The sequence below is a fragment of the Luteimonas sp. A501 genome (assembly GCF_054052085.1).
Genome location: NZ_JBSVRI010000005.1, coordinates 71617 through 97648, shown reverse-complemented (window position 1 = coordinate 97648; position 26032 = coordinate 71617). Strand labels below are relative to the sequence as shown.

General features: G+C 68.4%; 21 protein-coding genes and 1 pseudogene. 16 read left to right on the top strand and 6 right to left on the bottom strand.

Annotated features, from left to right (window positions below):
* Positions 1-10: 10 nt before the first annotated feature.
* From rsmH to lpxC, 13 genes and pseudogenes are all read left to right on the top strand, one after another.
* The gene (gene rsmH / locus ACW7G5_RS13275) at positions 11-907 is read left to right on the top strand and encodes a 16S rRNA (cytosine(1402)-N(4))-methyltransferase RsmH (protein WP_457005435.1); all 897 of its coding nucleotides are present in this window, start codon (positions 11-13) and stop codon (positions 905-907) included.
* Positions 904-1167: a cell division protein FtsL gene (gene ftsL, locus ACW7G5_RS13270; protein ID WP_457005260.1), complete on the top strand. Its 264-nt coding sequence runs from the start codon at positions 904-906 to the stop codon at positions 1165-1167. Before rsmH ends, ftsL begins: the two co-directional genes overlap by 4 nt.
* Entirely contained in the window at positions 1164-2984 is a 1821-nt protein-coding gene (locus ACW7G5_RS13265; RefSeq protein ID WP_457005258.1) for a peptidoglycan D,D-transpeptidase FtsI family protein, read from the top strand. The genes ftsL and ACW7G5_RS13265 overlap by 4 nt, the downstream gene beginning before the upstream one ends.
* A complete protein-coding gene (locus tag ACW7G5_RS13260) occupies positions 2981-4456 on the top strand; it encodes a UDP-N-acetylmuramoyl-L-alanyl-D-glutamate--2,6-diaminopimelate ligase (RefSeq protein WP_457005256.1) in 1476 nt (491 codons plus the stop codon). Before ACW7G5_RS13265 ends, ACW7G5_RS13260 begins: the two co-directional genes overlap by 4 nt.
* Complete coding sequence (locus ACW7G5_RS13255) at positions 4453-5871, top strand: UDP-N-acetylmuramoyl-tripeptide--D-alanyl-D-alanine ligase (RefSeq protein ID WP_457005255.1); 1419 nt, start codon at positions 4453-4455, stop codon at positions 5869-5871. Before ACW7G5_RS13260 ends, ACW7G5_RS13255 begins: the two co-directional genes overlap by 4 nt.
* The gene (gene mraY, locus ACW7G5_RS13250) at positions 5861-6946 is read left to right on the top strand and encodes a phospho-N-acetylmuramoyl-pentapeptide-transferase (protein WP_457005254.1); all 1086 of its coding nucleotides are present in this window, start codon (positions 5861-5863) and stop codon (positions 6944-6946) included. The genes ACW7G5_RS13255 and mraY overlap by 11 nt, the downstream gene beginning before the upstream one ends.
* Entirely contained in the window at positions 6946-8247 is a 1302-nt protein-coding gene (gene ftsW / locus ACW7G5_RS13245) for a putative lipid II flippase FtsW (RefSeq protein WP_457005252.1), read from the top strand. The genes mraY and ftsW overlap by 1 nt, the downstream gene beginning before the upstream one ends.
* Positions 8244-9698, top strand: a complete 1455-nt coding sequence (gene murC / locus ACW7G5_RS13240; RefSeq protein ID WP_457005250.1) for a UDP-N-acetylmuramate--L-alanine ligase — start codon at positions 8244-8246, stop codon at positions 9696-9698. Before ftsW ends, murC begins: the two co-directional genes overlap by 4 nt.
* The gene (locus ACW7G5_RS13235) at positions 9695-10633 is read left to right on the top strand and encodes a D-alanine--D-alanine ligase (RefSeq protein WP_457005248.1); all 939 of its coding nucleotides are present in this window, start codon (positions 9695-9697) and stop codon (positions 10631-10633) included. The genes murC and ACW7G5_RS13235 overlap by 4 nt, the downstream gene beginning before the upstream one ends.
* The gene (locus ACW7G5_RS13230; protein WP_457005246.1) at positions 10630-11337 is read left to right on the top strand and encodes a cell division protein FtsQ/DivIB; all 708 of its coding nucleotides are present in this window, start codon (positions 10630-10632) and stop codon (positions 11335-11337) included. Before ACW7G5_RS13235 ends, ACW7G5_RS13230 begins: the two co-directional genes overlap by 4 nt.
* Complete coding sequence (ftsA, locus tag ACW7G5_RS13225; protein WP_343254280.1) at positions 11334-12569, top strand: cell division protein FtsA; 1236 nt, start codon at positions 11334-11336, stop codon at positions 12567-12569. Before ACW7G5_RS13230 ends, ftsA begins: the two co-directional genes overlap by 4 nt.
* Positions 12570-12774: 205 nt before the next feature.
* Positions 12775-13753: pseudogene (ftsZ, locus tag ACW7G5_RS13220) on the top strand (cell division protein FtsZ); the annotation flags it as partial.
* Between the two features lie 548 nt (positions 13754-14301).
* Positions 14302-15213: a UDP-3-O-acyl-N-acetylglucosamine deacetylase gene (gene lpxC / locus ACW7G5_RS13215; RefSeq protein ID WP_457005244.1), complete on the top strand. Its 912-nt coding sequence runs from the start codon at positions 14302-14304 to the stop codon at positions 15211-15213.
* 267 nt (positions 15214-15480) lie between these two features.
* Here lpxC and ACW7G5_RS13210 read toward each other — a convergent pair whose 3' ends face one another.
* Positions 15481-15927 carry a DciA family protein gene (locus ACW7G5_RS13210; protein WP_457005243.1) on the bottom strand — a complete coding sequence of 149 codons (447 nt, stop codon included), beginning with the start codon at positions 15925-15927 and terminating at the stop codon, positions 15481-15483.
* A 46-nt stretch (positions 15928-15973) separates the two neighbouring features.
* Here ACW7G5_RS13210 and ACW7G5_RS13205 point away from each other — a divergent pair, with 46 nt between their 5' ends.
* From ACW7G5_RS13205 to mutT, 3 genes are all read left to right on the top strand, one after another.
* Positions 15974-16849: a M23 family metallopeptidase gene (locus tag ACW7G5_RS13205; RefSeq protein ID WP_457005241.1), complete on the top strand. Its 876-nt coding sequence runs from the start codon at positions 15974-15976 to the stop codon at positions 16847-16849.
* Positions 16850-16960: 111 nt separating this feature from the next.
* Positions 16961-19690: a preprotein translocase subunit SecA gene (gene secA, locus ACW7G5_RS13200; protein WP_457005239.1), complete on the top strand. Its 2730-nt coding sequence runs from the start codon at positions 16961-16963 to the stop codon at positions 19688-19690.
* 153 nt (positions 19691-19843) lie between these two features.
* Complete coding sequence (mutT, locus tag ACW7G5_RS13195; RefSeq protein ID WP_457005237.1) at positions 19844-20869, top strand: 8-oxo-dGTP diphosphatase MutT; 1026 nt, start codon at positions 19844-19846, stop codon at positions 20867-20869.
* 58 nt (positions 20870-20927) lie between these two features.
* On the opposite strand, the gene coaE is transcribed toward mutT, so the two are convergent.
* The 5 genes from coaE to pilB form a co-directional block, all read right to left on the bottom strand.
* Positions 20928-21560, bottom strand: a complete 633-nt coding sequence (coaE, locus tag ACW7G5_RS13190) for a dephospho-CoA kinase (RefSeq protein ID WP_457005235.1) — start codon at positions 21558-21560, stop codon at positions 20928-20930.
* A 55-nt stretch (positions 21561-21615) separates the two neighbouring features.
* Complete coding sequence (locus ACW7G5_RS13185; protein ID WP_457005233.1) at positions 21616-21879, bottom strand: BrnA antitoxin family protein; 264 nt, start codon at positions 21877-21879, stop codon at positions 21616-21618.
* Between the two features lie 50 nt (positions 21880-21929).
* Positions 21930-22790 (bottom strand): prepilin peptidase, encoded by an 861-nt coding sequence (locus ACW7G5_RS13180; RefSeq protein WP_457005231.1) that lies wholly within the window; start codon positions 22788-22790, stop codon positions 21930-21932.
* A 3-nt stretch (positions 22791-22793) separates the two neighbouring features.
* Positions 22794-24068, bottom strand: coding sequence for a type II secretion system F family protein (locus ACW7G5_RS13175; protein WP_457005229.1), 1275 nt, complete (start codon positions 24066-24068; stop codon positions 22794-22796).
* A 133-nt stretch (positions 24069-24201) separates the two neighbouring features.
* Positions 24202-25926 carry a type IV-A pilus assembly ATPase PilB gene (gene pilB / locus ACW7G5_RS13170; protein ID WP_457005227.1) on the bottom strand — a complete coding sequence of 575 codons (1725 nt, stop codon included), beginning with the start codon at positions 25924-25926 and terminating at the stop codon, positions 24202-24204.
* Positions 25927-26032: the final 106 nt, after the last annotated feature.

Genomic DNA, 26032 nt, shown 5'->3' with positions numbered 1-26032 from the left:
TGTGCAGGTCATGGAAGGGCTGCGCGTGCGCGAGGACGGAACGTACCTGGATGGCACCTTCGGCCGCGGCGGGCATGCCCGTGGCGTGCTGCAGGCGCTCGGGGCTGGAGGCCGGCTGCTGCTGATGGACAAGGATCCCGACGCGATCACCGTGGCCGAACGCGAGTTCGGTGCGGATCCGCGCGTCTCGATCTTCCGCGGCAGCTTCGCCGACCTCGGCCGCTGGGACGCGACCGCCGGCGGTCTCGACGGCGTGCTGTTCGACCTCGGCGTGTCCTCGCCGCAGCTTGACGTCGCCGAGCGCGGCTTCAGCTTCGGCAAGGATGGTCCGCTGGACATGCGCATGGACCCCGATGCCGGCGAGAGCGCGGCGCAGTGGCTCGCGCATGCGGGCGCCGACGAGATCGCCGACGTGCTCTGGACCTATGGCGAGGAGCGCATGAGCCGCCGCATCGCGCGCACCATCGTCGAGCGCCGCGCCGAAGCGCCGCTGGTCCGCACCGCGCAGCTCGCGGAGCTGATCGCCTCGGTGATGCCACGGCCGAAGCCCGGCCGCCACGAGATCCACCCGGCCACGCGTTCCTTCCAGGCCATCCGCATCCACGTCAACCGCGAGCTGGCCGACCTCGAAGCCGGCCTCGACGCGGCGCTGGCCGCGCTGAAGCCGGGCGGCCGGCTGGCGGTGATCAGCTTCCATTCGCTCGAGGACCGCATCGCCAAGCGCTTCATCGCCGCGCAGTCGAAGGCGCCCCCGGGCAACCGCCGCCTGCCCGAGGCGACGGATTTCGTGCCCACCCTGCGCGCGATCGGTGGCGCGCAGAAGGCTGACGGCGCCGAGCTCGCCGGCAACCCGCGCGCGCGCAGCGCCGTGCTGCGCGTGGCCGAAAAGCTGGAGGTGGCGGCGTGACCCGCTTCCTGGTCTTCGTGCTGCTGGCGGCCAACGTGGTCGCGGCCATCGGCGTGGTGCATGCGCGCCACGCGCACCGCCAGCTCTTCGTCGAGCTGACGCGGCTGGTGGACGAGCGCGACGAACTCAATATCGATTTCGGCCGCCTGCAGCTGGAGCAGGCCACCTGGGCCGAAGCCAACCGCATCGACCATGTGGCACGCACCCGGCTGGGCATGAAGTTCCCGGAAGCCGGGGACATCGTGGTGGTGCGGCCATGAAGTTCCGCCGCGATCGCAATGGCACCGTCCGCCCCCGCGGCCGCGCGCAGTTCGACCTGCGCGGGCGGCTGAAACTTGTGGTGGGCGCGCTCGGCCTGTGCGGTGTGGTGCTGGTGGCGCGCGCGGTCGACCTGCAGCTGGTCGACAACGCCTACTACCAGCAGAAGGCCGACTCGCGCTTCCTGCGCGAGATCCCGATCCCGACCTCGCGCGGCATGATCACCGACCGCAACGGCGAGCCGCTGGCGGTGTCGTCGCCGGTCGACAGCGTCTGGGGCAACCCGCAGGAGATGCTCAAGCATCCCGAGCGCCTGCCCGAGCTGGCCGAGGCCCTGGGCGTGCCGCTCGACCATCTCGAGCGCCGCGTGGCGCAGCGCGCGGACAAGGAATTCGTCTACCTCAAGCGCCGCATCAACCCGGCCGAGGCGCAGCAGATCCTGGCGCACAAGGTGCCGGGCGTGTTCTCACAGCGCGAGTTCCGCCGCTTCTACCCGCAGGGCGAGGCGCTGGCCCACGTGCTCGGCTTCACCAATATCGACGACGCCGGGCAGGAAGGCGTGGAGCTGGCGTTCGACGAATGGCTCAGCGGCGAGCCGGGCGCGCAGAAGGTGATCCGCGACCGCCGCGGCCGCACCGTCGAGAACGTCGACCTGGTGCGCGCCGCGCAGCCGGGCAAGGACCTCACCCTCAGCATCGACCGCCGCATCCAGTACCTGGTGCACCGCGAACTGCGCGCGACGCTCGAGCGCACCGGTGCGGTCGCGGGCTCGGCGGTGGTGCTCGACGTCGCCACCGGCGAGATCCTCGCCATGGCCAACCTGCCGACCTACAACCCGAACGCGGTCACCGGCGAGCACCGCGATGCGCGCCGCAACCGTGCGGTCACCGACCTGATCGAGCCCGGCTCCACCATCAAGCCGATCACCGTGGCCGCAGGGCTTTCGGCCGGCGTGATCACGCCGGAGACCATCTTCGACACCAACCCGGGCTGGATCCCGAACGGCCGCTACCGCACCACCGACCATCGCAACCTGGGCGTGCTCGATACCACGGGCGTGATCACCAAGAGCTCCAACATCGGCGTCGCGCGCATCGTGCAGCGCCTGGACGACGACTACTACCACGACTACATCGCACGCCTGGGCTTCGGCCACAGCACCGGCAGCGGCTTCCCGGGCGAAGCGTCCGGCGTGCTGCCGCCCGCGGCAAGCTGGAGCGGCACCAGCAAGCAGACCATGAGCTACGGCTACGGGCTGTCGGCCACGCCGCTGCAGATCGCGCGGTCCTACGCGACCATCGCCAACCACGGGCGCGCGGTGCGGCCGACCCTGGTCAAGGGCCAGCACGGCGAGTCCGAGCAGGTGATGGATGCCGCGGTCGCCGACACCGTGCTGGCGATGATGCAGACGGTCACCGAGCCCGGCGGCACCGCCATCCAGGCGGCGATCCCCGGCTATCACGTCGCCGGCAAGACCGGCACCGCGCGCAAGGCATCCGGTGGCGGCTATTCGCGCCGCTACGTGTCCTTTTTCGCCGGCGTGGTGCCGGTGGAGAACCCGCGCTTTTCGATGGTGGTGGTGATCGACGATCCCGATCCGGCCAAGGGCATCTACGGCGGCCAGGTTTCGGCCCCGGTGTTCCAGAGCGTCATGGACGGCGCGCTGCGGCTGATGGACGTGCCGCCGGACGACATCGAGACCTGGCTGGCCGAGCAGGCGAAGCAGCAGGCGAAGGAGCGCGCGCGCAATGCGCCGCGCGTCGCGGCCGGGCGTGCAGCCACCGCCGCCGCGCCCCCCGCGTCCGGAGGTGGCCAGTGAGCCGCCGCATGGCCCTGCGCGAACTGCTGCCCGACGTCGTCGACGTCCCGGCGGCGCTGGAGGTGTCCGGCCTGGTGCTGGACAGCCGCTCCGTGCGCGCCGGCGACGGCTTCGTCGCCATCGGCGGCTTCGGCACCCATGGCCTGCACTTCGCCGGACAGGCGCTTGTCGATGGCGCTGCAGTGGTGATGTACGAACCACCCGTGCCGGCCGACGTGCCTGAGCCGCCCGCGGATGCGATCGCGGTGCCCGGCCTGCGCGCGCGCATGGGCGCGATGGCCGATGAGTTCCACGGCCGGCCGTCGGCGGCGATGTCGACCGTCGCCGTCACCGGCACCAACGGCAAGACCTCGACGGTGCAGCTGCTGGCCCAGGCCTGGGAGCTGCTCGGTCGCCGCGCGGCCACCATCGGCACGCTGGGCGCGGGCCTGCACGGCGACGTGCGCCCGACCGGCTTCACCACGCCGCTGGTATTGCAGGTGCACGAGCTGCTGGCCGGGTTGCGTGACGCCGGCGCGCAGGCGGTGGCGATGGAAACCAGTTCGCATGCGCTGGACCAGGGTCGCGTGGATGCAGTCCATTTCGAGGTCGGCGTGTTCACCAACCTCACCCGCGACCACCTCGATTACCACGGTGACATGGCCACCTATGGCGCGGCCAAGGAGCGCCTGTTCGGCGTGGCCGGACTGTCGGCGGCAGTGGTGAACATCGATGACGGCTTCGGCCGCGGCCTGTTCGCGCGGCTGCCGTCGACGCTGCGCCGGATCGGTACCAGCGCGCGCGGCGATGCCGAAGCGCTCGTGGCCGCCACGGATATCGTGCTCGATGCCGCGGGCATCGCCTTCCAGCTGCGCATCGACAGCGAACGGCTGCCGGTGCGCTCGCCGCTGCTCGGTCGCTTCAACGTCGAAAACCTGCTGGCGGTGGCCGGCGTGCTGCACGCGCAGGGCGTGGCCGCGGCGGACATCGCGCGCGTGCTTGGCCGACTCGAGCCGATCGCCGGACGCATGAACCGCTTCGGTGGCCATGACGGCCTGCCGCTGGTGGTGGTCGACTATGCGCACACGCCCGACGCGCTTGAGCAGGCCCTGGCCGCGGTGCGCGCGCACGCTGCCGGCCGCATCACCTGCGTTTTCGGCTGCGGTGGCGAACGCGACCGCGGCAAGCGCCCGGAGATGGGCGCGGCTGCGCTCGGTGGCGCCGATTTCGTGGTGGTCACCGACGACAATCCGCGCGGCGAAGACGGCAACGCCATCGTCGTCGACATCATGGCCGGCTTCCCCGATACCGCGGTGGTGGTGGTCGAGCGCGATCGCGCTGCCGCCATCACCCGCGCGATCGGCATCGCCGATTCCGGCGACATCGTGCTGGTCGCCGGCAAGGGCCACGAGCCATACCAGGAAATCGACGGCGTGCGCCATCCATTCGACGATCGCGACGTCGCGCGCCGCGCGCTGGAGGCCCGGGCATGAAGCCGATCACGCTCTCGCGCATCGCCCAGGCATGCAACGGCCGCCTGCAGGGCGAAGACGTCCCAGTCGAGGCGATCGCGACCGACAGCCGTACCTTTGTCCCGCACGCCGGGGGCACGCTGTTCGTCGCCATCGCGGGCGAGAATTTCGACGGCCATGAGCATGTGGCCGCGATCGCCGCCGCCGGCGCGACCGCCGCGCTGGTGTCACGCCCACTGGACGTGGCGCTGCCGCAGGTCGTGGTAGGCGACACTGTCGAGGCCCTGGGCTCGCTCGCGGCCGCGCTGCAGGCCACGCGTCCGGCGCAGGCCGTGGTCGCGATCACCGGCAGCAACGGCAAGACCAGCGTCAAGGAGCTGCTGCTGTCGATCCTCGGCCGTTGCGGCAGCGTCACTGCCAGTCCCGGCAACCGCAACAACGAGATCGGCCTGCCGCTGGCGATCATCGATGCCGACGACGCCGCCGCCTTCGCCGTGTACGAGATGGGCGCCGGCAAGCCTGGCGACATCGCCTACCTGGCGGCGATCGCGCGCCCGCGCGTCGCGCTGGTGAACAACATCGCACCCGCGCACCTCGAGCGCATGGGCAGCCTGCAGGGCGTGGCCGATACCAAGGCCGCGATCTACGACGCGCTGCCGACCGATGGCACCGCGGTGATCAATGCCGACGATGCGTTCGAGTCGTTTTTCGCCGAGCGTGCCCATGGCCGCCGCGTGCTGCGCTTCGGCTTCGGCGCGCGCGCGGACGTGCATGTGCGTGAGGTGGTGCTGCACGAAGGCGGCAGCGATTTCGTGCTGGTGACGCCGGAAGGCGAGGCCGCCGTTTCGCTGTCGCTGCCCGGCCGGCACAGCGTTGCCAATGCAATGGCGGCGGCGTCGCTGGCGCTGGCCTGCGGCGCGCCGCTGCCGGCGATTGCCGAAGGCCTGACGCACGCGCAGCCGGTGGCTGGCCGCCAGGTGCGCCGGCAGTTGCCGGGCGGCGCGTGGCTGGTGGATGACAGTTACAACGCCAATCCCGGATCGCTTGCCGCCGCCATCGATACCCTGGCCGCGGCCAGTGGCGGCGGCTGGCTGGTGCTGGGCGACATGCGCGAACTGGGCGCTGACGCGGTGGCGCTGCACGAAGCCGCCGGGCGCCGCGCGCGCGAGGGCGGCGTGGAGCGGGTGTTCGCGCTTGGGGAGCTGGCGGCGAAGGCGGCCGAGGCGTTTGGTGAGGGAGGCCAGGTGTTCGCTTCGCACGAGGCATTGGTCGCGGGCTTGTTCGCGGCTATAGCCGCTCCCACAAAGGCCGCGCCACCCGTGGGAGCGGCTACAGCCGCGATCGCTCCCACCATTCTCGTCAAGGGCTCGCGCGGCAGCGCGATGGATCGCGTGGTCCGCGCGCTGCTGGAAGGAGTCGATACCGATGCTGCTTGAAATCACCCGCTGGCTCGAGCAGCTCGAGGGTCTGTTCGGCCTCTTCGGCTACCTGACCTTCCGCGGCATCCTCGCCGCGCTGACCGCGCTCTTCCTGTCGCTGTGGTGGGGCCCGGCGGTGATCCGCAAGCTCGCCCAGTACAAGGGCGGCCAGCCGATCCGCCAGGATGGCCCGAAGACGCATTTCTCAAAGGCCGGCACGCCCACCATGGGCGGCGGGCTGATCCTGCTCACCGTGCTGGCTTCGGTGCTGCTCTGGGGCGATCTGCGCAACAAATACGTGTGGCTGGTGCTGCTGATCATGGTCGCGTTCGGCGCCATCGGCTGGTGGGACGACTGGATCAAGATCGTGAAGCGCGATCCCAACGGCATGCGCTCGCGCACCAAGTACCTGCTGCAGTCGATCTTCGGCCTGGCGGCGGGCCTGTTCCTGTGGTTCAGCGCAGACACGCCGGTCGCGACCACCTTCTACATCCCCTTCTTCAAGGCGGTGGCGCTGCCGCTTGCCGGCGTCTCGTTCGTGACCATCGCCTACTTCTGGATTGTCGGCTTTTCCAACGCGGTCAACCTGACCGACGGCCTCGACGGCCTCGCGATCATGCCGACCGTGCTGGTGGCCTGCGCGCTGGGCGTGTTCGCCTACGCCTCGGGACATGCGCAGTTCGCCGAATACCTGCAGATCCCGCGCGTGCCCGGCGCCGGCGAGCTCGTCATCATCTGTGCGGCGATTGCCGGGGCGGGGCTGGGCTTCCTCTGGTTCAACACCTATCCGGCCATGGTGTTCATGGGCGACATCGGCGCGCTTGCCCTCGGCGCCGTGCTCGGCAGCATCGCGGTGATCGTGCGCCAGGAGCTGGTGCTGGTGGTGATGGGCGGCATCTTCGTGATCGAGACGCTGTCGGTGATCATCCAGGTCGCGTCGTTCAAGCTCACCGGCAAGCGCGTGTTCCGGATGGCGCCGATCCACCACCACTTCGAACTCAAGGGCTGGCCGGAGCCGCGCGTGATCGTGCGCTTCTGGATCATCTCGGTGATCCTGGTGCTGGTCGGCCTGGCCACGTTGAAGGTGCGCTGATGGACAGGACCCACGACCGCGGCAGCCAGGCGGTCCGCCTCGAATCGATCGGCGGCCGTTTCGACCCGTGGATGCTCGGCGCCGTGTTCGGCCTGGGCGCACTCGGCATCGTGATGGTGGGCTCAAGCTCCATCGCCGTCGGCGAAGAGCTCGGCGTCGGTCCGTACTACTTCCTGATCCGGCACGTGGTCTTCATGGCCCTGGGCGCGGCGCTCGCGTTCTGGGCGATGCGCACCGAGCTCAAGACCATCGAGCGCTTCGACCGCCTGCTGCTGGTGGCTTGCTTCCTCGCGCTGCTGCTGGTGTTCGTGCCCGGCATCGGCAGCAGCGTCAACGGCGCGCAGCGCTGGATCAACCTCGGCGTGTCCAAGTTCCAGGCGGTCGAGGCGGTCAAGGTGATGTACATCGTCTGGCTTGCCAGCTACCTGGTGCGTTTCCGCGACGAGGTCAACGCCACCTGGGGCGCGATGCTCAAGCCCATCGGCGTCGCCATCGTGCTGATGGTCCTGCTGGCCTTGCAGCCCGACTTCGGTTCGCTTGCGCTGCTGCTGGCGATCACCGCCGGCATGCTGGTCCTGGGCGGCGTGCACCTGCCGCGCATGGCGGCACCGGTGCTGCTGCTGCTGCCGGTGCTGGCGATCGTGGCGATCGCCGAGCCTTACCGCATGCGTCGCCTGACCTCGTTCATGGATCCCTTCGCCGACCCCTTCAACAGCGGTTACCAGCTGGCCAACGCGCTGATGGCGGTGGGCCGTGGCGAGTTCTGGGGCGTGGGCCTGGGTGCTTCGATCCAGAAGCTCAACTACCTGCCCGAAGCGCATACCGACTTCATCCTCGCGGTGATCGCGGAAGAGCTCGGCTTCGTCGGCGTGTGCCTGGTGATCGGCCTGTACGCGCTGCTGGTCGGCCGCGCGTTCCTGATCGGCCTGCGCTGCGTGGAGACGCGCCGCCACTTCGCCGGCTACGTCGCCTTCGGCATCGCGCTGTGGATGAGCCTGCAGGCGCTGGTGTCGATCGGCGTCAACCTCGGCCTGCTGCCGACCAAGGGCCTGACGCTGCCACTGGTGTCGTCGGGCGGCTCCAGCGTGATGATGACCTGCGTCGCCGTGGGCCTGCTGCTGCGCGTGTCCTATGAACTCGACCGTACCCAGCGCCAGGTCGCGCGCCTGCGCGGCGAGGCCGTTGCAGCGCCCGCCACGCCGCCGCCCACCGCACAGCCGGTGCCGTCGCTGGCAGCGCGTGGCACCAGCCGCCTGCGCCAGCGCATCGAACCCAGGATTGCCCCCGGAGTGAACGCATGACCCGCCGCCTCCACGACACCCACGGCGTGGCCATGGCCGACTTCGCGCGGCGGCATTCGCGCGTGCATTTCATCGGCATCGGCGGCACCGGCATGAGCGGGATCGCGGAGGTGCTGTGCACGCTCGGCTACCAGGTGTCGGGATCCGATACCGCCGACAGCGCGGTCACCCGGCGTCTTGCGAGCCTGGGCGCAACCGTGCATCTCGGGCATGCCGCGGCCAACGTGATCGCCAGCGACTGCGTGGTGGTGTCCAGTGCCATCAAGCCGGACAACCCGGAGCTGGTGGAAGCGCGCGCGCAACGCATCCCGGTGGTGCCGCGCGCGGAGATGCTGGCCGAACTGATGCGATTCCGCCGCGGCGTGGCCGTGGCCGGAACCCACGGCAAGACCACCACCACCTCGCTGCTCGCCAGCGTGCTCGCCGAAGGCGGGCTCGACCCGACCTTCGTGATCGGCGGCAAGCTGCTGGCAGCCGACGCCAATGCGCGCCTGGGCGGTGGTGACTGGCTGGTGGCCGAGGCCGACGAGAGCGACGGCAGCTTCCTGCGCCTGAACCCGTTGGTCGCAATCGTCACCAACATCGACGTCGATCACCTCGAGAACTACGGCGGCGACTTCGCGCGCGTGCAGCAGGCGTTCTCCGAGTTCCTGCACCGGCTGCCGTTCTACGGCCTGGCCGTGCTGTGCATCGATGATCCCGAAGTCGAGGCCCTGGCCGGCGCGGTCTCGCGCCACGTCATGACCTACGGCTTCCATGCCGATGCCGACGTCCGCGCCGAGAACGTGCGCCAGGAAGGGCCGACCATGTATTTCGACCTGGTCCTGCCCGATGCGTCCACGACGTCCATGGAGCTTGCGCTGCCCGGCCGCCACAACGTGCAGAACGCGCTGGCCGCGGCCGCGGTCGCCTGGCAGCTGGGCGTGCAGCCCGAAGCCATCCGCGACGCGCTGGCGAAGTTCGAAGGCATCGGCCGCCGCTTCAACCGCCTGGCCGAACTGACCACCGCACGCGGCGCCAGGGTGCAGCTGGTCGACGACTACGGCCACCATCCGCGCGAGCTTGCCGCGGTGTTCGAGGCCGCTCGTGGCGGCTGGCCCGACCATCGCCTGGTGGTCGCATTCCAGCCGCACCGCTACAGCCGCACCCGCGACCTGCTCGACGACTTCGCCGGGGTACTGTCCGAGGTCGACGCGCTGGTGCTGACCGAGGTGTATCCGGCCGGCGAACAGCCGATGGCCAATGCCGACGCGCGTGCGCTGGCGCGTGCAATCCGCGCCCGCGGCCGCATCGACCCGGTGGTGGTCAACGGCCCCGGCGACCTGCGTGACGTGCTGCCCGACATCCTCGAAGACGGTGACCTGCTGCTGGTGATGGGTGCCGGCGACATCGGCCAGGTGGCGCAGAACCTGGTGGCCGAAGGCTTCCCGAAGGCGGGGGAGGGCGGATGAGCGAGCAGCTGCCGCCGCTGCGCCTGACCGACCCGGCCGACTTCGGCCGCGTCGCCGTGCTCATGGGTGGTGACACCAGTGAGCGCGAGGTGTCGCTCGACTCCGGCGCCGGCGTGCTCGAAGCGCTGCGTTCGCGCGGCGTCGATGCCGAAGCCGTCGACGGCGTGCCCGCCTTGCTCGCCGCGCTCCTGGCCGGCCGCTTCGACCGCGTGTTCAACATCCTCCACGGCGGCGTCGGCGAGAACGGCGTGCTGCAGGGGCTGCTGCAGGCGCTCGATGTGCCGTTCACCGGCTCCGATGTGCTCGGCTGCGCGCTCACCCTCGACAAGATCCGCACCAAGCAGGTGTGGCTGTCCGAAGGCCTGTCGACGCCGCGCTACGAGCGCCTGGCGAAGGGTGCCGACCTGCGCGTGGCCGCGCAGCGGCTCGGCTATCCGGTGTTCGTGAAGCCTTCCAGCGAAGGCTCCAGCGTCGGCGTGTTCCGCGTGCTTGCCGAAGCCGACCTCGCTCCCGCCATCGAATTCGCCGCCCACTACGACGGCGAGCTGCTGATGGAGCAGATGGTGCGCGGCGACGAGCTCACCGTCGGCATCCTCGGCGACGTCGCGCTGCCGTCGATCCGGATCGTGCCCGCAGGCGAGTGGTACGACTACCACGCCAAGTACGTCGCCGAAGACACGCAGTACCTGTGTCCCGGGCTTGAAGGCGATGACGAGGCCGCGATCCGCGACCTCGCGCTGCGCGCCTTCCGCGCCGCCGGCTGCAGCGGCTGGGGTCGCGTGGACATCATGCGCGACCGCGAGCGCGGCCTGCAGCTGATCGAAGTGAACACCGCGCCGGGCATGACCGGCCATTCGCTGGTACCCAAGGCCGCCGGCCAACTGGGCTGCGACTACGCGGACCTGTGCTGGCGCGTGCTGGAGCAGACGCTGTGAACGCGCTCGCCCGCATCCTTGCCTGGACGCTCGCGGTGGCGCTGATCGCGCTGCCGGTGGTGGCCGTGGTCCAGGGCTGGATCGGCGCCGAGCGCTGGCCGCTGCGCACGCTGCGCATCAACGACAACCTGCAGCAGGTCGATCCCGCGCGTGTGCGCGAAGTGGTGCTGCCCTATGCGCAGCAGGGCTTCTTCGCCGTGCGCCTGGACGAGGCCCGCGAGTCGGTCGCCCGCCTGCCCTGGGTGGAGCAGGCCGACGTCGGCAAGCGCTGGCCGGACGTGCTTGAAGTGCGCGTGCAGGAGCACCGCCCGTTCGCGCGCTGGGGCGATGAACGCCTGCTTTCGCTGCAGGGCAAGCTGTTCCCGGCCGAAGGCATCGACGTGCCGCAGGGCCTGCCGCTGCTGCACGGCCCCGACGCCCGCTCGGAAGAAGTGGTCGAGCTCTACCAGGCCGCGCGCGAGCTGTTCGCGCCGGCGGGTTACGGCGTGCGCGCGCTGCTGCTCGACAGCCGCGGCAGCTGGACCATGGTCCTGTCCAACGGCACCCGGGTACTCATCGGCAGCCACCAGGTGCGCACCCGCATGGCCCGCTTCGCCCGCCTGCTTCCGCAGCTCCTGACCCAACGGCACCAGCCGCTGGCACGCGCCGATCTCCGCTACACCAATGGATTCGCCCTGACATGGGCCGAGGAACACACCGCATGAACCGCAAAGGCGACAAGGCCCTGATCGTCGGCCTCGACATCGGCACCTCCAAGGTGGTGGCCCTGGTCGGCGAGTACTCGCCGGGCAACCCCATCGAGGTGATCGGGATCGGCAGTCACGAATCGCGCGGGCTCAAGCGCGGCGTGGTGGTGGACATCGAATCGACCGTGCAGTCGATCCAGCGCGCGATCGAGGAGGCCGAGCTGATGGCCGGCTGCGACATCCGCTCGGTCTACGCTTCGATCTCGGGCAGCCACGTGCAGTGCAAGAACTCGCCGGGCATCGTCCCGATCCGCGACGGCGAAGTGACCTGGTCGGACCTCGACCGCGTGCTCGACGCTGCCAAGGCGGTCGCGATCCCGGCCGACCAGAAGATCCTGCACGCGATCCCGCGCGAATACGTGCTCGACGATTCCCAGGAAGGCATCCGCAATCCCGTCGGCATGACCGGCGTGCGCCTGGAGGTGCACGCGCACCTGGTGGTCTGCGCGCAGTCGGCCGCGGCCAACATCTCCAAGTGCGTGCAGCGCTGCGACCTGCAGATCGACGACCTGGTGCTGTCGTCGCTGGCGTCAAGCACCGCGGTGCTGACCAGCGACGAGCGCGAGCTTGGCGTGGTGATGGTCGACATCGGCGCCGGCACTACGGATCTCGCTGTGTTCGTGCAGGGCGCGATCTGCCACACCTCCAGCCTGCCGATCGCCGGCGACAAGGTCACCGAGGACATCGCGCACATGCTGCGCACGCCCACGCCCGAGGCCGAGCAGATCAAGGTCCGCTATGCCTGTGCGCTGGCGCAGCTGGCGACCAGCGAAGAATCGATCCAGGTCCCGAGCGTCGGCGACCGCCCGCCGCGTCGCCTGCCGCGGCAGTCGCTGGCGCAGGCCGTGCAGGCCCGCTACGAGGAGATCTTCGAGATGGTGCAGGCCGAACTGCGCCGCTCGGGTTTCGAACAGCACGTGCGCGCCGGCATGGTGCTCACCGGCGGCGCCGCGAAGATGGAAGGCGTGGTCGAACTGGCCGAGGAAATGCTGCAGATGCCGGTGCGCGTGGGCATTCCCCAGCACGTCACCGGCCTCGGCGAAGTGGTCAACAACCCGGTGCATGCCACCGGCGTCGGCCTGCTGCTGATGGGCAGCCAGATTGAAAACCCGCGCCGCCCGGTGCTGCCCACCGGGCGCGCCGGCAGCCTGCTGAAGAAGCTCAAGACCTGGTTCAACGGGGAGTTCTAGACCGATGGCCGCATTCCACCAAAACCCGTGTAGGAGCAGCTATAGCTGCGACCCACCCCGCGACCCACCTCGCGACACCCGGCTTTTGTGGGAGCGGCCATGGCCGCGAAGAAAGACAAGGCGACGACGAAAGCGGCACGCGACAGCAACAAACAACAACTAGAAAACACCAGCAACACATAACGACATCAAAAGGACTACGGACATGGCGCATTTCGAACTGGTTGAAAAGATGGCCCCCAACGCCATCATCAAGGTCATCGGCGTGGGTGGCGGCGGCGGCAACGCGGTCAACCACATGGTCAGCAGCAGCGTGGACGGCGTGGAGTTCATCACCGCCAACACCGACTCGCAGGCAATCAAGAACTGCGGTTCCAAGCTGCAGCTGCAGCTCGGCACCGGCGTCACCAAGGGCCTGGGCGCGGGCGCGAACCCGGAGGTCGGCCGCCAGGCCGCGCTTGAGGACCGCGACCAGATCATGGAAGCGCTGCAGGGCGCCGACATGGTGTTCATCACCGCCGGCATGGGCGGCGGCACCGGCACCGGTGCGGCACCCGTGGTCGCGCAGCTGGCCAAGGAGATGGGCATCCTGACCGTCGCCGTGGTCACCAAGCCGTTCCCGTTCGAAGGCCGCCGCCGCATGCAGGTGGCGCTGAAGGGCATCGAGGAGCTGTCGGCGCACTGCGACTCGCTGATCACCATTCCCAACGAGAAGCTGATCACCGTGCTCGGCCGCAACGCCACCATGGTGCAGGCCTTCCGTGCGGCGAACGACGTGCTGCTGGGCGCCGTGCAGGGCATCGCCGATCTCATCGTGCGCCCGGGCCTGATCAACGTCGACTTCGCCGACGTCCGCACCGTGATGTCCGAGATGGGCCTGGCGATGATGGGCACCGGGCATGCCCGCGGCGACGACCGCGCCCAGGCCGCTGCCGAGTCCGCGATCCAGAACCCGCTGCTCGACGACGTCAACCTGGCCGGCGCCAACGGCATCCTGGTCAACATCACCGCCGGCCCGGACTTCACCATGGCCGAGTTCGACGAGGTCGGTCGTACGGTGGAGAACTTCGCAAGCGAAGACGCCACCATCGTCATCGGCACCGTGCTCGATCCCGACATGCAGGACGACGTGCGCGTGACCGTGGTTGCCACCGGCCTCAACCGTGCCCAGGCGCGCGGCGTGGTCCGCGACAGCGGCTACGGCCGTGACGCAAGCTTCAACGAGGCTCAGCGCCGCCCGCACGTGCAGCTGATCAACACCGGCGGCCGTCGCGACGGCACCACCGGCATGCTGATCGAGGAAGACGACGTGGCGCAGCCGATGGCGGCCGGCGGTGGCATGGGCATGGGCCTCGGCCTGCGCCGCGGCTCCGCCGAGCCCGCCGCCCCGAGCACCCCGGCCGTGGCCGATTTCGGCAGCAACAGCGACGGCGGCTACCTCGACATCCCCGCCTTCCTCCGCCGCCAGGCCGACTGAGCAGAACCCGCGCCCCGCCCCTGCAGGAGCAGCCCTGGCTGCGACCCCGCAGTGGCGGGACCGCTCGATCCGCTCTTGCAGGAGCAGCTATAGCTGCTCCTGCAGGTGGTTGTTCCGCGTTGGGTCGGGGTTGCGCTCCTGCAGCATGAGGGCGCCTGCGCTCCGTTCAGGTTCAGCGGCTCGCGTGCTAAATTGCGAACCGCTTCCATTTGCCGGTTGCTTGTCTGCCGCCGGCGCTTCCCCCAGAGTCCGTGAATGGTCCAGCAGCGCACCATCAAGAACATCACCCGCGCCACCGGCGTGGGGCTGCACAGCGGTGAGAAGGTCTATATGACCCTGCGTCCGGCGCCGCCGGACTCGGGCATCGTGTTCCGCCGTGTCGACGTCGATCCCGCGGTCGAGATCCCGGCCAGGGCCACCCTGGTCACCGAGACCACGCTGTGCACCGGCCTGTCGGTGGATGGCGTCAACGTGCAGACCGTCGAACACCTGATGTCGGCCCTGGCCGGCCTTGGCATCGACAACATCATGGTCGAGCTCTCGGCCGCCGAAGTGCCGATCATGGATGGCTCGTCGGGCCCGTTCGTGTTCCTGCTGCAGTCCGCGGGCGTCGTCGAGCAGGCCGCGCCCAAGCGCTTCATCCGCATCACGCGCACCGTCGAGGTCCGCGATGGCGACAAGATCGCCCGCTTCGAGCCCTTCGACGGCTTCCGCCTGGGCTTCACCATCGACTTCAACCACCCCGCCATCCCGACCGCCCGGTCGCGCGCGGAGGTGGAGTTCACCACCGAGAACTACATCCGCGAAGTCAGCCGCGCCCGCACCTTCGGCTTCATGCGCGACCTGGAATACATGCGCGACCGCAACCTCGGCCTGGGCGGCTCGATGGACAATGCGATCGTGCTCGACGACTTCCGCGTGCTCAACGACGACGGCCTGCGCTACGCCGACGAATTCGTGCGCCACAAGATCCTTGATGCCGTGGGCGACCTGTATCTTGCCGGCCGGCCGATCATCGGCGCCTTCGAGGGCTACAAGTCCGGGCACGCGCTGAACAACACGCTGGTGCGCGCGCTGCTGGCGGAGCAGGACGCCTGGGAAGAGGTGACCTTCCCCGAGGCCAAGGTCGGACCCGTGGCCTACGGCGAACTGCAGCCAGTCGCCTGAGGGGCTGCAGCCAGTCGCCTGAAGGGTAGGGCGGCTCCCGTGCTTTTGTGGGAGCGGCCATGGCCGCGATCGCCGCTATAGCGGCTCCCACAAAAAGCGGACTCCGGACCTGTCTGCGGCCTGTAGGACTTTCACGGGTTGTTGCCGCCCAGGTCACATCTTTACGAAAAATTAACGAAATCGGTCTAAAAACGTTCCGCCCGGTTAACGTTTCGGGTGCCAATGGCCGTTAGGATGCCCCGTCCGCGCCAAAAGCGCGGTCTGATTTCAGGACTCGTTCTTGCCGTTGCCGATGGCTTCGCGCAGGGACGCCAAGGCGGCCCGCAGCCCTTCCGGTGCGGACGCCGACAACGGACGTACAGCCGCTTCGACCCGCGCAGGCGGGAACAGCGGTTGGGTGGTCGTCTTGACCCTGAGCTCCCGGACCTTCAGCCCGTGCGAACGGGCGGCATCCAGGAGCGCTGGAGCGGCAAGCCTCAGGCTGGCGTTCCACAGCGGCGAATCCACCAGGTACACCAGCCTTGCGCCATCCACATTTGCAAGCCGCGCGTGCGCGGACAGTGAAGGTGGGAGGTGGGGACGCAGGGTGCGGTCCAGTGCGTCGAGCCACATGGCGCGCTGGATCGGGGAACGGCCGGAGACATCGGCCGCCAGCGCGTCGAAGACGGCGCGCGGACCTTTTGGGGAGACCGAATTGGCATTGCCAGCAGACATCCAGATGACTTTACACCGTACGCTTCAACACTCACATGATTGGCTCATGCATTACGCCCGCCTCGGTGGGCGCCGCCTGGCGCAGGCCGGAGGCCGGCAGCCGATGGCACTGCTGGGCGCGGCCCTGGTGCTGGGCGCCGCGATCGGCGCCGCCGTGCAGTCGGGCGAAGTCAACGCGCTGCGCGTCGAGATCGCCAGCCAGGACGCCCAGCTCGATGACACCCGCCGCGCCGCGCAGCGCGAGGTCAACGCACTGGCCGCCCGCCTTGGCGAGCTGCAGGCCCAGGCCAACCGCCTCAACGCCCTCGGCGACCGGCTGACCCGCGTCGCCCAGCTTGGCGATGGCGAGTTCGACTTCAACAGCCCGGTGGGCGTCGGTGGCCACGGTCCGGTCCGCGACATGCCGGCCGGCGAGCTGCGCGACGGCATCGCCGGCGTCGACGGCGAGTTCGGCGTCGCCGGCGACCAGCTCTCGGTGCTCGAAATGCTGCTCTTCAACCGCGAGATCGACCGCAACTCGGTTCCTTCGCGCTCGCCGGTGGCCGCCAGCTACATCACCTCCGGCTTCGGCCGCCGCGCCGACCCCTTCGGCGGCGGCTCCGCGTACCACAAGGGCATCGATTTCGATGCCCGCACCGGCGACACGGTGATGGCCGTGGCCGACGGCGTGGTGAGCTACTCCGGCGTGCGCTCCGGCTACGGCAAGGTGGTCGAAATCGATCACGGCAACGGCTACGTCACCCGCTACGCCCACAACTCGGCCAACGTGGTGCAGGTCGGCGACCTGGTGCGCGTGGGCCAGAAGATCGCCCGCGCCGGCAGCACCGGCCGCAGCACCGGCGCCCACGTGCACTTCGAAGTGTGGGAGAACGGCCGCGTGACCAACCCGCGCAAGTTCCTCGGCGAAAAGAAGAAGGCCTGACCGCTTGATAGGCGGGGTCCCGGACCCCACGCTACAATGTCGCAGCCAGCTGGAAAGGGCGCCTTGCGCCCTTTTCCCGTTTTTGCCCCCCTTCCACGAACCGGTCATCCAATGCTCAATCGCCTGCTCACCAGCGTCTTCGGCAGCCGCAACGAACGCATCGTCGGTCAGTACACAAAGATCGTCGCCAAGGTCAACGCGTTCGAACCGCAGATGCAGGCGCTCTCGGACGCCGAACTCCAGGCCAAGACCCCCGAATTCCGGCAGCGCATCGCCAACGGCGAATCGCTCGACAAGCTCCTGCCCGAAGCCTTCGCCGTCTGTCGCGAAGCCTCGGTGCGCGTGCTCGGCATGCGCCACTACGACGTGCAGCTGGTCGGCGGCATGGTGCTGCACACCGGCAAGATCGCCGAGATGCGCACCGGCGAGGGCAAGACCCTGGTCGGCACGCTGCCCACCTATCTCAACGCGCTCGACGGCAAGGGCGTACACGTGGTCACCGTCAACGACTACCTGGCCCGCCGTGACTCGGCGTGGATGGGCAAGCTCTACAACTGGCTGGGCCTGTCGGTGGGCGTGGTCTACCCGGGCATGCCGCACGGCGACAAGAACGCCGCCTACAACGCCGACATCACCTACGGCACCAACAACGAGTTCGGCTTCGACTACCTGCGCGACAACATGGCGCTGTCGAAAGAGCAGCGCTACCAGCGCGGCCTGAACTTCGCGATCATCGACGAGGTCGACTCGATCCTGATCGACGAGGCGCGCACGCCGCTGATCATCTCCGGCCCCGCCGACGAAACCCCCGACCTCTACATCAAGGTCAACCGCATCGTCCCCGAGTTCACCCGCCAGGCCACCGAAGAAGCCGAGGGTGACTACTGGGTGGACGAGAAGGGCAAGCAGGTGCACCTGTCCGAGTCCGGCCAGGAACTTGCCGAGACCCTGCTGCGCGCCGCCGGCATCCTCGACGACGACGCAGGCCTGTACGACCCGCAGAACATCCACGTCGTGCACCACCTCAACGCCGCCATGCGCGCGCACGCGATCTACCAGCGCGACGTCGACTACATCGTCCGCGACGGCGAGGTGATCATCGTCGACGAGTTCACCGGCCGCACCCTGACCGGGCGCCGCTGGTCCGACGGCCTGCACCAGGCGGTCGAGGCCAAGGAAGGCGTGCCGGTGCAGCGCGAGAACCAGACGCTGGCCAGCATCACCTTCCAGAACCTGTTCCGCATGTACAACAAGCTCGCGGGCATGACCGGCACCGCGGACACCGAAGCCTTCGAGTTCCAGTCGATCTACAGCCTGGAAGTGGTGGTCATCCCCACCAACCGCGAGATGGTGCGCAAGGATCATCCGGACGCCGTCTTCCTCAACCGCGCCGGCAAGTACCGCGCCGTGGTCAACGAGCTCAAGGAAGCGCACGCCCGCAACCAGCCGGTGCTGGTCGGCACCACTTCGATCGAAGTCTCGGAGTTGCTCAGCGAGCAGCTGCGCGAAGCCGGCATCCACCACGAAGTGCTCAACGCCAAGCAGCACGAGCGCGAAGCGCAGATCGTCGCCAACGCCGGCACGCCCGGCGCGGTCACCATCGCCACCAACATGGCCGGCCGCGGCACCGACATCGTGCTCGGCGGTTCTCTCGAGGTCGAGATGGCCGAGCTCGAGGCCGCGGGCGAAGTCGACGACGCCACCCGCGAGCGCGTCAAGGCCGAATGGCAGAAGCGCCACGACGCGGTGAAGGCCGCCGGCGGCCTGCACATCGTCGGCACCGAACGCCACGAATCGCGCCGCATCGACAACCAGCTCCGCGGCCGCTCCGGCCGCCAGGGCGACCCGGGTTCCAGCCGCTTCTATCTGTCGCTTGAAGACAACCTGATGCGCATCTTCGCCGCCGACTGGGTGCAGAAGGTGATGGCGCGCATGGGCCTGAAGGAAGACGACATCATCGAGTCGCCTCTCGTCAGCAAGCAGATCGCCAACGCCCAGCGCAAGGTCGAGTCGCACAACTTCGACATCCGCAAGAACCTGCTCGACTTCGACGACGTCAACAACGACCAGCGCAAGGTGATCTACGGCCAGCGCAACGAGCTGCTGGAGTCCGAGGACATCTCCGACAACATCGCCGGCATCCGCGGCGACGTGGTGGCCGATGTGGTGGATCGCTTCGTGCCGCCGGATTCGGTCGATGACCAGTGGGACCTGCCGGGCCTGCAGGCCGCGCTTGAAGCGGACTACAGCCTGCAGAGCGGCCTGGTGGAGTGGGCCGCCGCACAGCAGGAACTGGACGCCGAAGGCATCCTGCGCCACGTGCAGGAGCTGGTGGAGCAGGGCTATGCCGAGAAGGAAGCCAGCACCGGCCCCGAGACCATGCGCATGCTCGAGAAGCACATCATGCTCAGCGTGCTCGACGACAACTGGAAGCAGCACCTCGCGCGCATGGACTACCTGCGCCAGGGCATCCACCTGCGCGGCTATGCCCAGAAGCAGCCCAAGCAGGAGTACAAGAAGGAAGCCTACGAGCTGTTCTCCGAGCTGCTGGAGAAGGTCAAGCGCGAAGTTGTGATGATGCTGGCCCGCGTGCGCGTGCGCACCGAGGAAGAGCTTGCCGCGATGGAAGCCCAGGAGCGCGCCCAGGCCGCCGCCCAGGCCGGCCAGCTGCAGTTCCAGCATGCCGACAGCGGCGGCTACAGTGCCGACGAAGAAGCCGCCCAGCCCGACTACCAGCTGGACGGCGACCCCGCCGACCGCATGCCCAAGGTCGGCCGCAACGACCCCTGCCCCTGCGGCAGCGGCAAGAAGTACAAGCACTGCCATGGGCAGATCACCTGACGCGCACCCCGTGGGAGCGGCTATAGCCGCGATTGATCCTTCGGGCGCAGCCGCGGCCGCGAATCGCCGCTATAGCGGCTCCCACAAGGGCAGGGCTCCAGGCTCCCACAAGGGCGGGGATCCGAGCCTCCACAAGGGCGGCGGAGGTCCAGCGTGAACCCGGTCGAAGTCCTCGCCGCGGTCATCACCGATGCCAGCGGCCGCATCCTGCTGGCGCGCCGCACCGCCGGGCGCGACCTCGCCGGCCTGTGGGAGTTCCCCGGCGGCAAGCGCGAGCCGGGCGAGACGCCCGAAGCCGCCCTGGTGCGCGAGCTGCACGAAGAGCTCGGCATCGAAGCCCGCATCGGCGCGCACCTGATCACCGTGCCCCAGGCCTACCCCGGCAAGCGCCTGCGCCTGGACGTGCGCCACGTGACCCGCTGGACCGGCATCCCCCGCGGCCGCGAAGGCCAGGCCCTGGCCTGGGTCCCGCCGCACAAGCTGGCCAGCTACGCCATGCCGCCGGCCGACATCCCCGTCGTCGCCGCCCTCCTGCAGCCCGCCCTCTACGCCATCAGCCCCACCCTGGCCCCGCCCCCCTGTGGGAGCGGCTACAGCCGCGATCCGGCGGCGCCGGTTTCTTCGATCGCGGCTATAGCCGCTCCTACTGGGGGTGATGGGTGGCTCGCTGGCTTGGACCTTGCCCTTGCGGCTGGCGTCAGGCGTATCCAGGTCAGGCTTCCCGGCATCGACTCCACCCAGCGCCGCGAACTCACCATCGCCGCCACCGTGCGCTGCCGCGCGGCCGGCGCCGACATCCTGGTCAACGGCGACCCTGATCTCGCCCGTGAACTCGGCATCGGCCTCCACCTTCGCGCCGCCCAGCTTGCCGGCCTGGATGCGCGGCCCGCGCTTGCGGACGGTGCCCTGCTGGCCGCCTCGTGCCACAACGCCACCGAACTCTCCCACGCCACCCGCCTGGGCTGCGACTTCGCAGTCGTCGGGGCGGTGAAGCCCACCGCAACGCACCCCGGCGAGCCGGGCATCGGCTGGGATGCCTTCGCCTGCCTGCGTGAGGACGTCAGCCTCCCGATCTACGCCCTCGGTGGCCTGGCCCCCACCGACCTCGAAGACGCCCGCCGCCACGGCGCGCAGGGCATCGCCGCCATCCGCAGTCTCTGGGGTGGCGCCCGGCGATAGCGGCCGCACTCGGCCCTGGTCTCGGCGGCTGGGTCTCTCGGTGCGTTACCCGGGGCTCCTACGGGATGCGGGGGGCGGGCTTGCTTTGGGCGAGGGTGAGGTAGCGCTCATGCAGCGCTGTCACCACACCATCCAGCGCCTCCAGCGGCCCGTCGTTGGCGATGACGTCGTCCGCCACCGCCAGCCGCTGCTCGCGGGTGGCCTGGGCGCGGATCATGTTCCAGGCCAGGGCTTCGTCGATGCCGTCGCGCCGCAGCAGGCGTTCCAGCTGCAGCTCCACCGGCACGTCCACCACCAGGACGCGGTCGATCCACTCCGCGTAGGCGTCGCGGCCGGCTTCGGCGAACAGCGGGATCGCGGCGATGGCGTAAGGGCCGGGCGCGGCCTCGCAGGCGGTGCGCAGCGCGGTGCGCACCCGGGGATGGATGATCGCTTCGAGGCGAAGGCGGGCGGTGCCGTCGGCAAAGACGCGTCGGCGCATGGCCGGGCGGTCCATCCCGCCGTCGGCTCCCAGCACGTCGGGGCCGAAGGCCTCCACGATCTCCGCGAGTCCCGGCGTTCCGGGCTCCACCACCTCGCGCGCTGCCACGTCGGCATCGGCCACGTATACGCCCAGGGCGCGGAAACGGCGCTCGACCTCGGACTTGCCCGAGGCGATGCCGCCGGTGAGGGCGATGGTGTAGTGGGCCATGGGAGCGAAGTCTAGCCTGTGCAACGTACGGCGCTACAGCCCTACGGACGCCCTGTCAGCGCTGTGGATGCTTCCCCAGCCATTCCCGCAGCGCGGCATTCATCCGCGATTGCCAGCCGGGGCCGTCGGCCTTGAAGGCTTCCAGCACGTCCTTGTCGAACCGGATCGTATCGGTTTTGAGCAGCTCGCCGAAGTGACCGACAAACCCAGCAAGAGTCTGCATCGCATGCTCTCGTCCCACGGCAATCCGAGCATGGACAACCTGGCGGCGATCTTTGGCGCGGTGCGCGAGCGCCTGGGTGTCGGTCTTGAGGTTCACGCGGTCGAAGCCCACGCTTGAGGAAGAGGGGCGGCTCCTTGCGACGCGAGCTACAGCCCGGCGTACGCCTTGTAAGCGCCGATAATCCCATCACCCCACATGAAGACGATCCAGCCGGCCATCGCCAGGAACGGGCCGAAGGGGATCGGGGTCGCGCGTTCGCGGCCCTTGATCATCAGCCAGGCCCCGCCGATCAGGGCGCCCACCAGCGACGACATCAGGATAATCGGCAGCACGCCCGCCAGCCCGCACCAGGCGCCCAGCGCGGCCAGCAGCTTGAAGTCGCCGTGGCCCATGCCGTCCTTGCCGGTCAGCTGCTTGAACACCCACCACACGCTCCACAGGCTCACATAGCCCGCTATCGCGCCCAGCACGGCCTCCTTGGGCCCGTGGTACAGGTTCTCCACCGCCGCGATCAGCCCCAGCCACATCAGGGGCAGGGTGAGTGAGTCCGGCAGCAACTGGGTGCGCAGGTCGATGCCCGACAGCGCGATCAGGTAGCAGGTCAGGAGTCCCGCGCCGAAGCCCTGCCAGCCGAAGCCGAAAGTCCACACGCAGGCCAGCAGCAGCAGCATGGTCAGCAACTCGACCGCCGGGTACTGCGCCGAGATCGGCGCGCGGCAGCTGCGGCACTTGCCGCGCAGCGCCACCCAGCTCAGCACCGGAATGTTCTCGTACCAGCTCAGCTGGTGGCCGCAGTGCGGGCAGTGCGAGCGCTCCACCACGATGCCGGGCGGCGGCGGATCATAGAGCTCCGGCTCGCCGAGCATCTCGCGGCTGTCGCGCTTCCACTGCCACTCCATGCGCCTGGGCAAGCGCAGGATGACCACGTTGAGGAAGCTGCCGACGAGCAGGCCGAGGCCTGCGACCAGCGGGTAGCCGATCTCGGGGTTCTGGTCGAGGAAGGCCATTCGTCAGACGACGGCGGCGAGCTTGAAGATCGGCAGGTACATACCGATCACCATGCTGCCCACCACGCCACCGATGAAGATCATGATCATCGGCTCAAGCAGGCTGGACAGCGCGTCCACCGCGTTGTTGACCTCTTCCTCGTAAAATTCGGCGACCTTGAACAGCATGGTGTCGAGTGCGCCGGCTTCTTCGCCGATGGCGGTCATCTGCACCACCATGTGCGGGAACAGGTTGACCTGCTTCATCGACATGTTGAGCGGGTAACCAACGGCGACGTCGTCCTTGATGGCGTGGGTCGCCTTCTCGTACACCGTATTGCCGGTAGCGCCGGCCACGATGTCCAACGCCTCGACCAGCGGCACGCCGGCCTTGAAGGTGGTGGCCAAGGTGCGGGCGAAGCGGGCGATCGAGGAGTTGTGCATGACCTGGCCGATCACCGGCACCTTGAGGATCGCCCGGTCCATGAAGTGCTGGAACGCCGGAGACCGCTTGAACGCGAAAATCAGCGCAAAGACGGTCCCGATCACGATAAGCAGAATCAGCCACCAGTACGCCACCATGAAGTCGGAGGCGGTCACGATCATCTGAGTGAACGCGGGCAGGTCTGCGCCAAAGCCCTTGAACACCGCCTCAAATTGCGGAACCACGAACACAAGCAGGATCGCGCTCACAATCAGCGCCACTGCCACCACCGTCGCGGGGTAGAACAGCGCCTTCTTGATCTTTCCCTTGAGGGACTCGATGTTTTCCTTGTAGGTGGCGATGGTCTCAAGCACGGTCTCGAGCACACCGGCGCCTTCACCGGCCTTCACCAGGTTGCGGTACAGCTCGTCGAACTGCACCGGATGCTTGCTCATCGCCTCGTAGATCGACGAGCCGCCCTCAAGGTCCAAGCGCAGGCTGTCGACCATTTTGGTCATGCGTGGATTCTTGTTGCCGTTGCCGATGATCTCGAGCGACTGCACGACCGGCACGCCGGACTTGATCATCGTGGCCAGCTGGCGGCTGAACACCGCGATATCCTTGGCGGAGATGGGCTTGCCCGCGCTGCCGAACAGCGGCTTTGGCTTGGGCTTGACCACGTTGGGGGTAATGCCCTGGCGCCGAAGCTCGGCGCGCAGCAGGTTGGCGTTCTTCGCCGACTGCTCGCCCTTCATCTTCTTGCCGCGCTTGTCGGTGCCTTGCCAGACAAACGTCGCCAAATCCACGCCCTTGCGGATGGGCGCGGCAGCCTTGCTCTTCGCAGACGCGCGCGCAGCAGAACCGGTCACAGACATCTTCAGACTCCCCAAAAGAGACCCGGAACCCCGACCAGGCCACAAGAGTGCATCCTAAACCCTTGGGGGCCAAAGTGAAATTTCCGTTTGTGACGCGGCTCCGGGTTCGGGCAACTCCCGGGTGTTCCGGGGGTTAATCCACCGTAATCCGGTTCAGTTCAGCCAGGCTGGTCCACCCGTTCTTGACCTTCCTCAGCGCCGACTGCCTCAAATCCTGGACCCCCGATTTCTGCGCGACCTCGGCGATCTGGAGCGCGTTGCCGCCCTCCAGGATGATTTCCTGGATCGCCTCGCTCATCGGCATCACCTGGTAAACGCCCACGCGGCCCTTGTAACCACCGGTGCACTCGTCGCAGCCGATGGGCTCGTAGACGGTGAGGCCCTGATTGATCTCTTCGGTGGTGAAGCCTTCGGCCAACAGGGCGTTATCAGGCAGTTCCTGCGGCTTTTTGCACTTGGGGCAGAGCCGGCGGGCCAAGCGCTGGGCGATGACCAGGGTCACGGAGCTGGTGATGTTGTAGGGCGCGATGCCCATGTTCATCAGGCGGGCGATGGTCTGCGGGGCGTCGTTGGTATGCAGGGTGGAGAGCACCATGTGGCCGGTCTGGGCCGCCTTGATCGCGATCTCGGCGGTTTCCAGGTCGCGGATTTCGCCGACCATGATGATGTCCGGATCCTGGCGCAGGAAGCTGCGCAGGGCAGCTGCGAAGGTCATGCCCCGCTTTACGTTCTGCTGGACCTGGTTGACGCCCGGCAGGCGGATCTCAACCGGATCCTCGGCCGTCGAGATGTTCCGGGTCTCGTCGTTCAGGATGCCCAGGGCCGTGTACAGACTCACCGTCTTGCCCGAGCCTGTGGGGCCAGTCACCAGTACCATGCCGTAGGGCTTGTGGATGGCCTCCATGAACAGGGCCTGCTGATCCGGCTCGTAACCCAGCTTCTCGATGCCGAGCTTGGCGGCGCTGCCATCCAGGATACGCAACACCACTTTTTCGCCGAACAGGGTCGGCAGGGTGCTGACGCGAAAGTCGATCTGCTTGGTCTTGCTGAGGTTGAGCTTGATGCGGCCATCCTGCGGCACCCGCTTCTCGGCGATGTCCAGCTGAGCCATGACCTTGAGGCGGGCAGTGACACGCTGGTTCAGCTTGACCGGCATCTTGGCCGCTTGCTTGAGGATGCCGTCGATACGCAGGCGGACCCGGTAATCGTCCTCGTAAGGCTCGAAGTGGATGTCCGATGCGCCTTTCTTGATCGCGTCGATCAGGATCTTGTTGATGAACTTGACTACCGGGGTGTCGTCGCCCTTGGCGTCGACGCCTGAGTCGGTGCCTTCGTCCTCGCCGCCGGAGATGTCGAGGCTCTCCAGCCCATCGCTGTCACCCAGCGCGTCGCCAAACGTGTCCCCGGCGTCCTGCCACAGCTCTACGCAGCGGCGGAGCTTGTCCTCGTCCACAAGGATGGGTTCCACGACCAGGTTGGTGTGGAACTTCACCTCATCCAAGGCATGCGTATTGGTGGGGTCGGTCGTGCCCACGAACAGCTTGCCGCCGCGCTTGAACAGGGGAAGGATCGTGTGCTTGGACAGCAGCTCTTCGCTGACTAGCTTGATCGCGCTCATGGAGCCGTCCATGACCGAAGGATCGAACACAGGCATGCCGAACTCCATGGAGTTCGCCGCGGCCATTTGGGCCGCCGTGACCAGTTTGGCCTCGCGCAGGTACAGGCCAACGGGCTTACGCGCCGTGGTGGCCTTGTCCAGCGCCTCGCGGGCGGTGGACTCGTCCAAGGATCCGTCCAGGACCAGGCGACGGGCGATGCCGGTGATTCCGACCAGGTTGGCCGATGCGACTGCGTTCATTGGGTTCCTCCACGATGGGCAGACTTTACCGCAAGCATCCCCAACGCCATAGGCAGGTGGCCGTCCCAGTATCGGGACCGACAGCTGCCACCGTCGGAATTTCCGG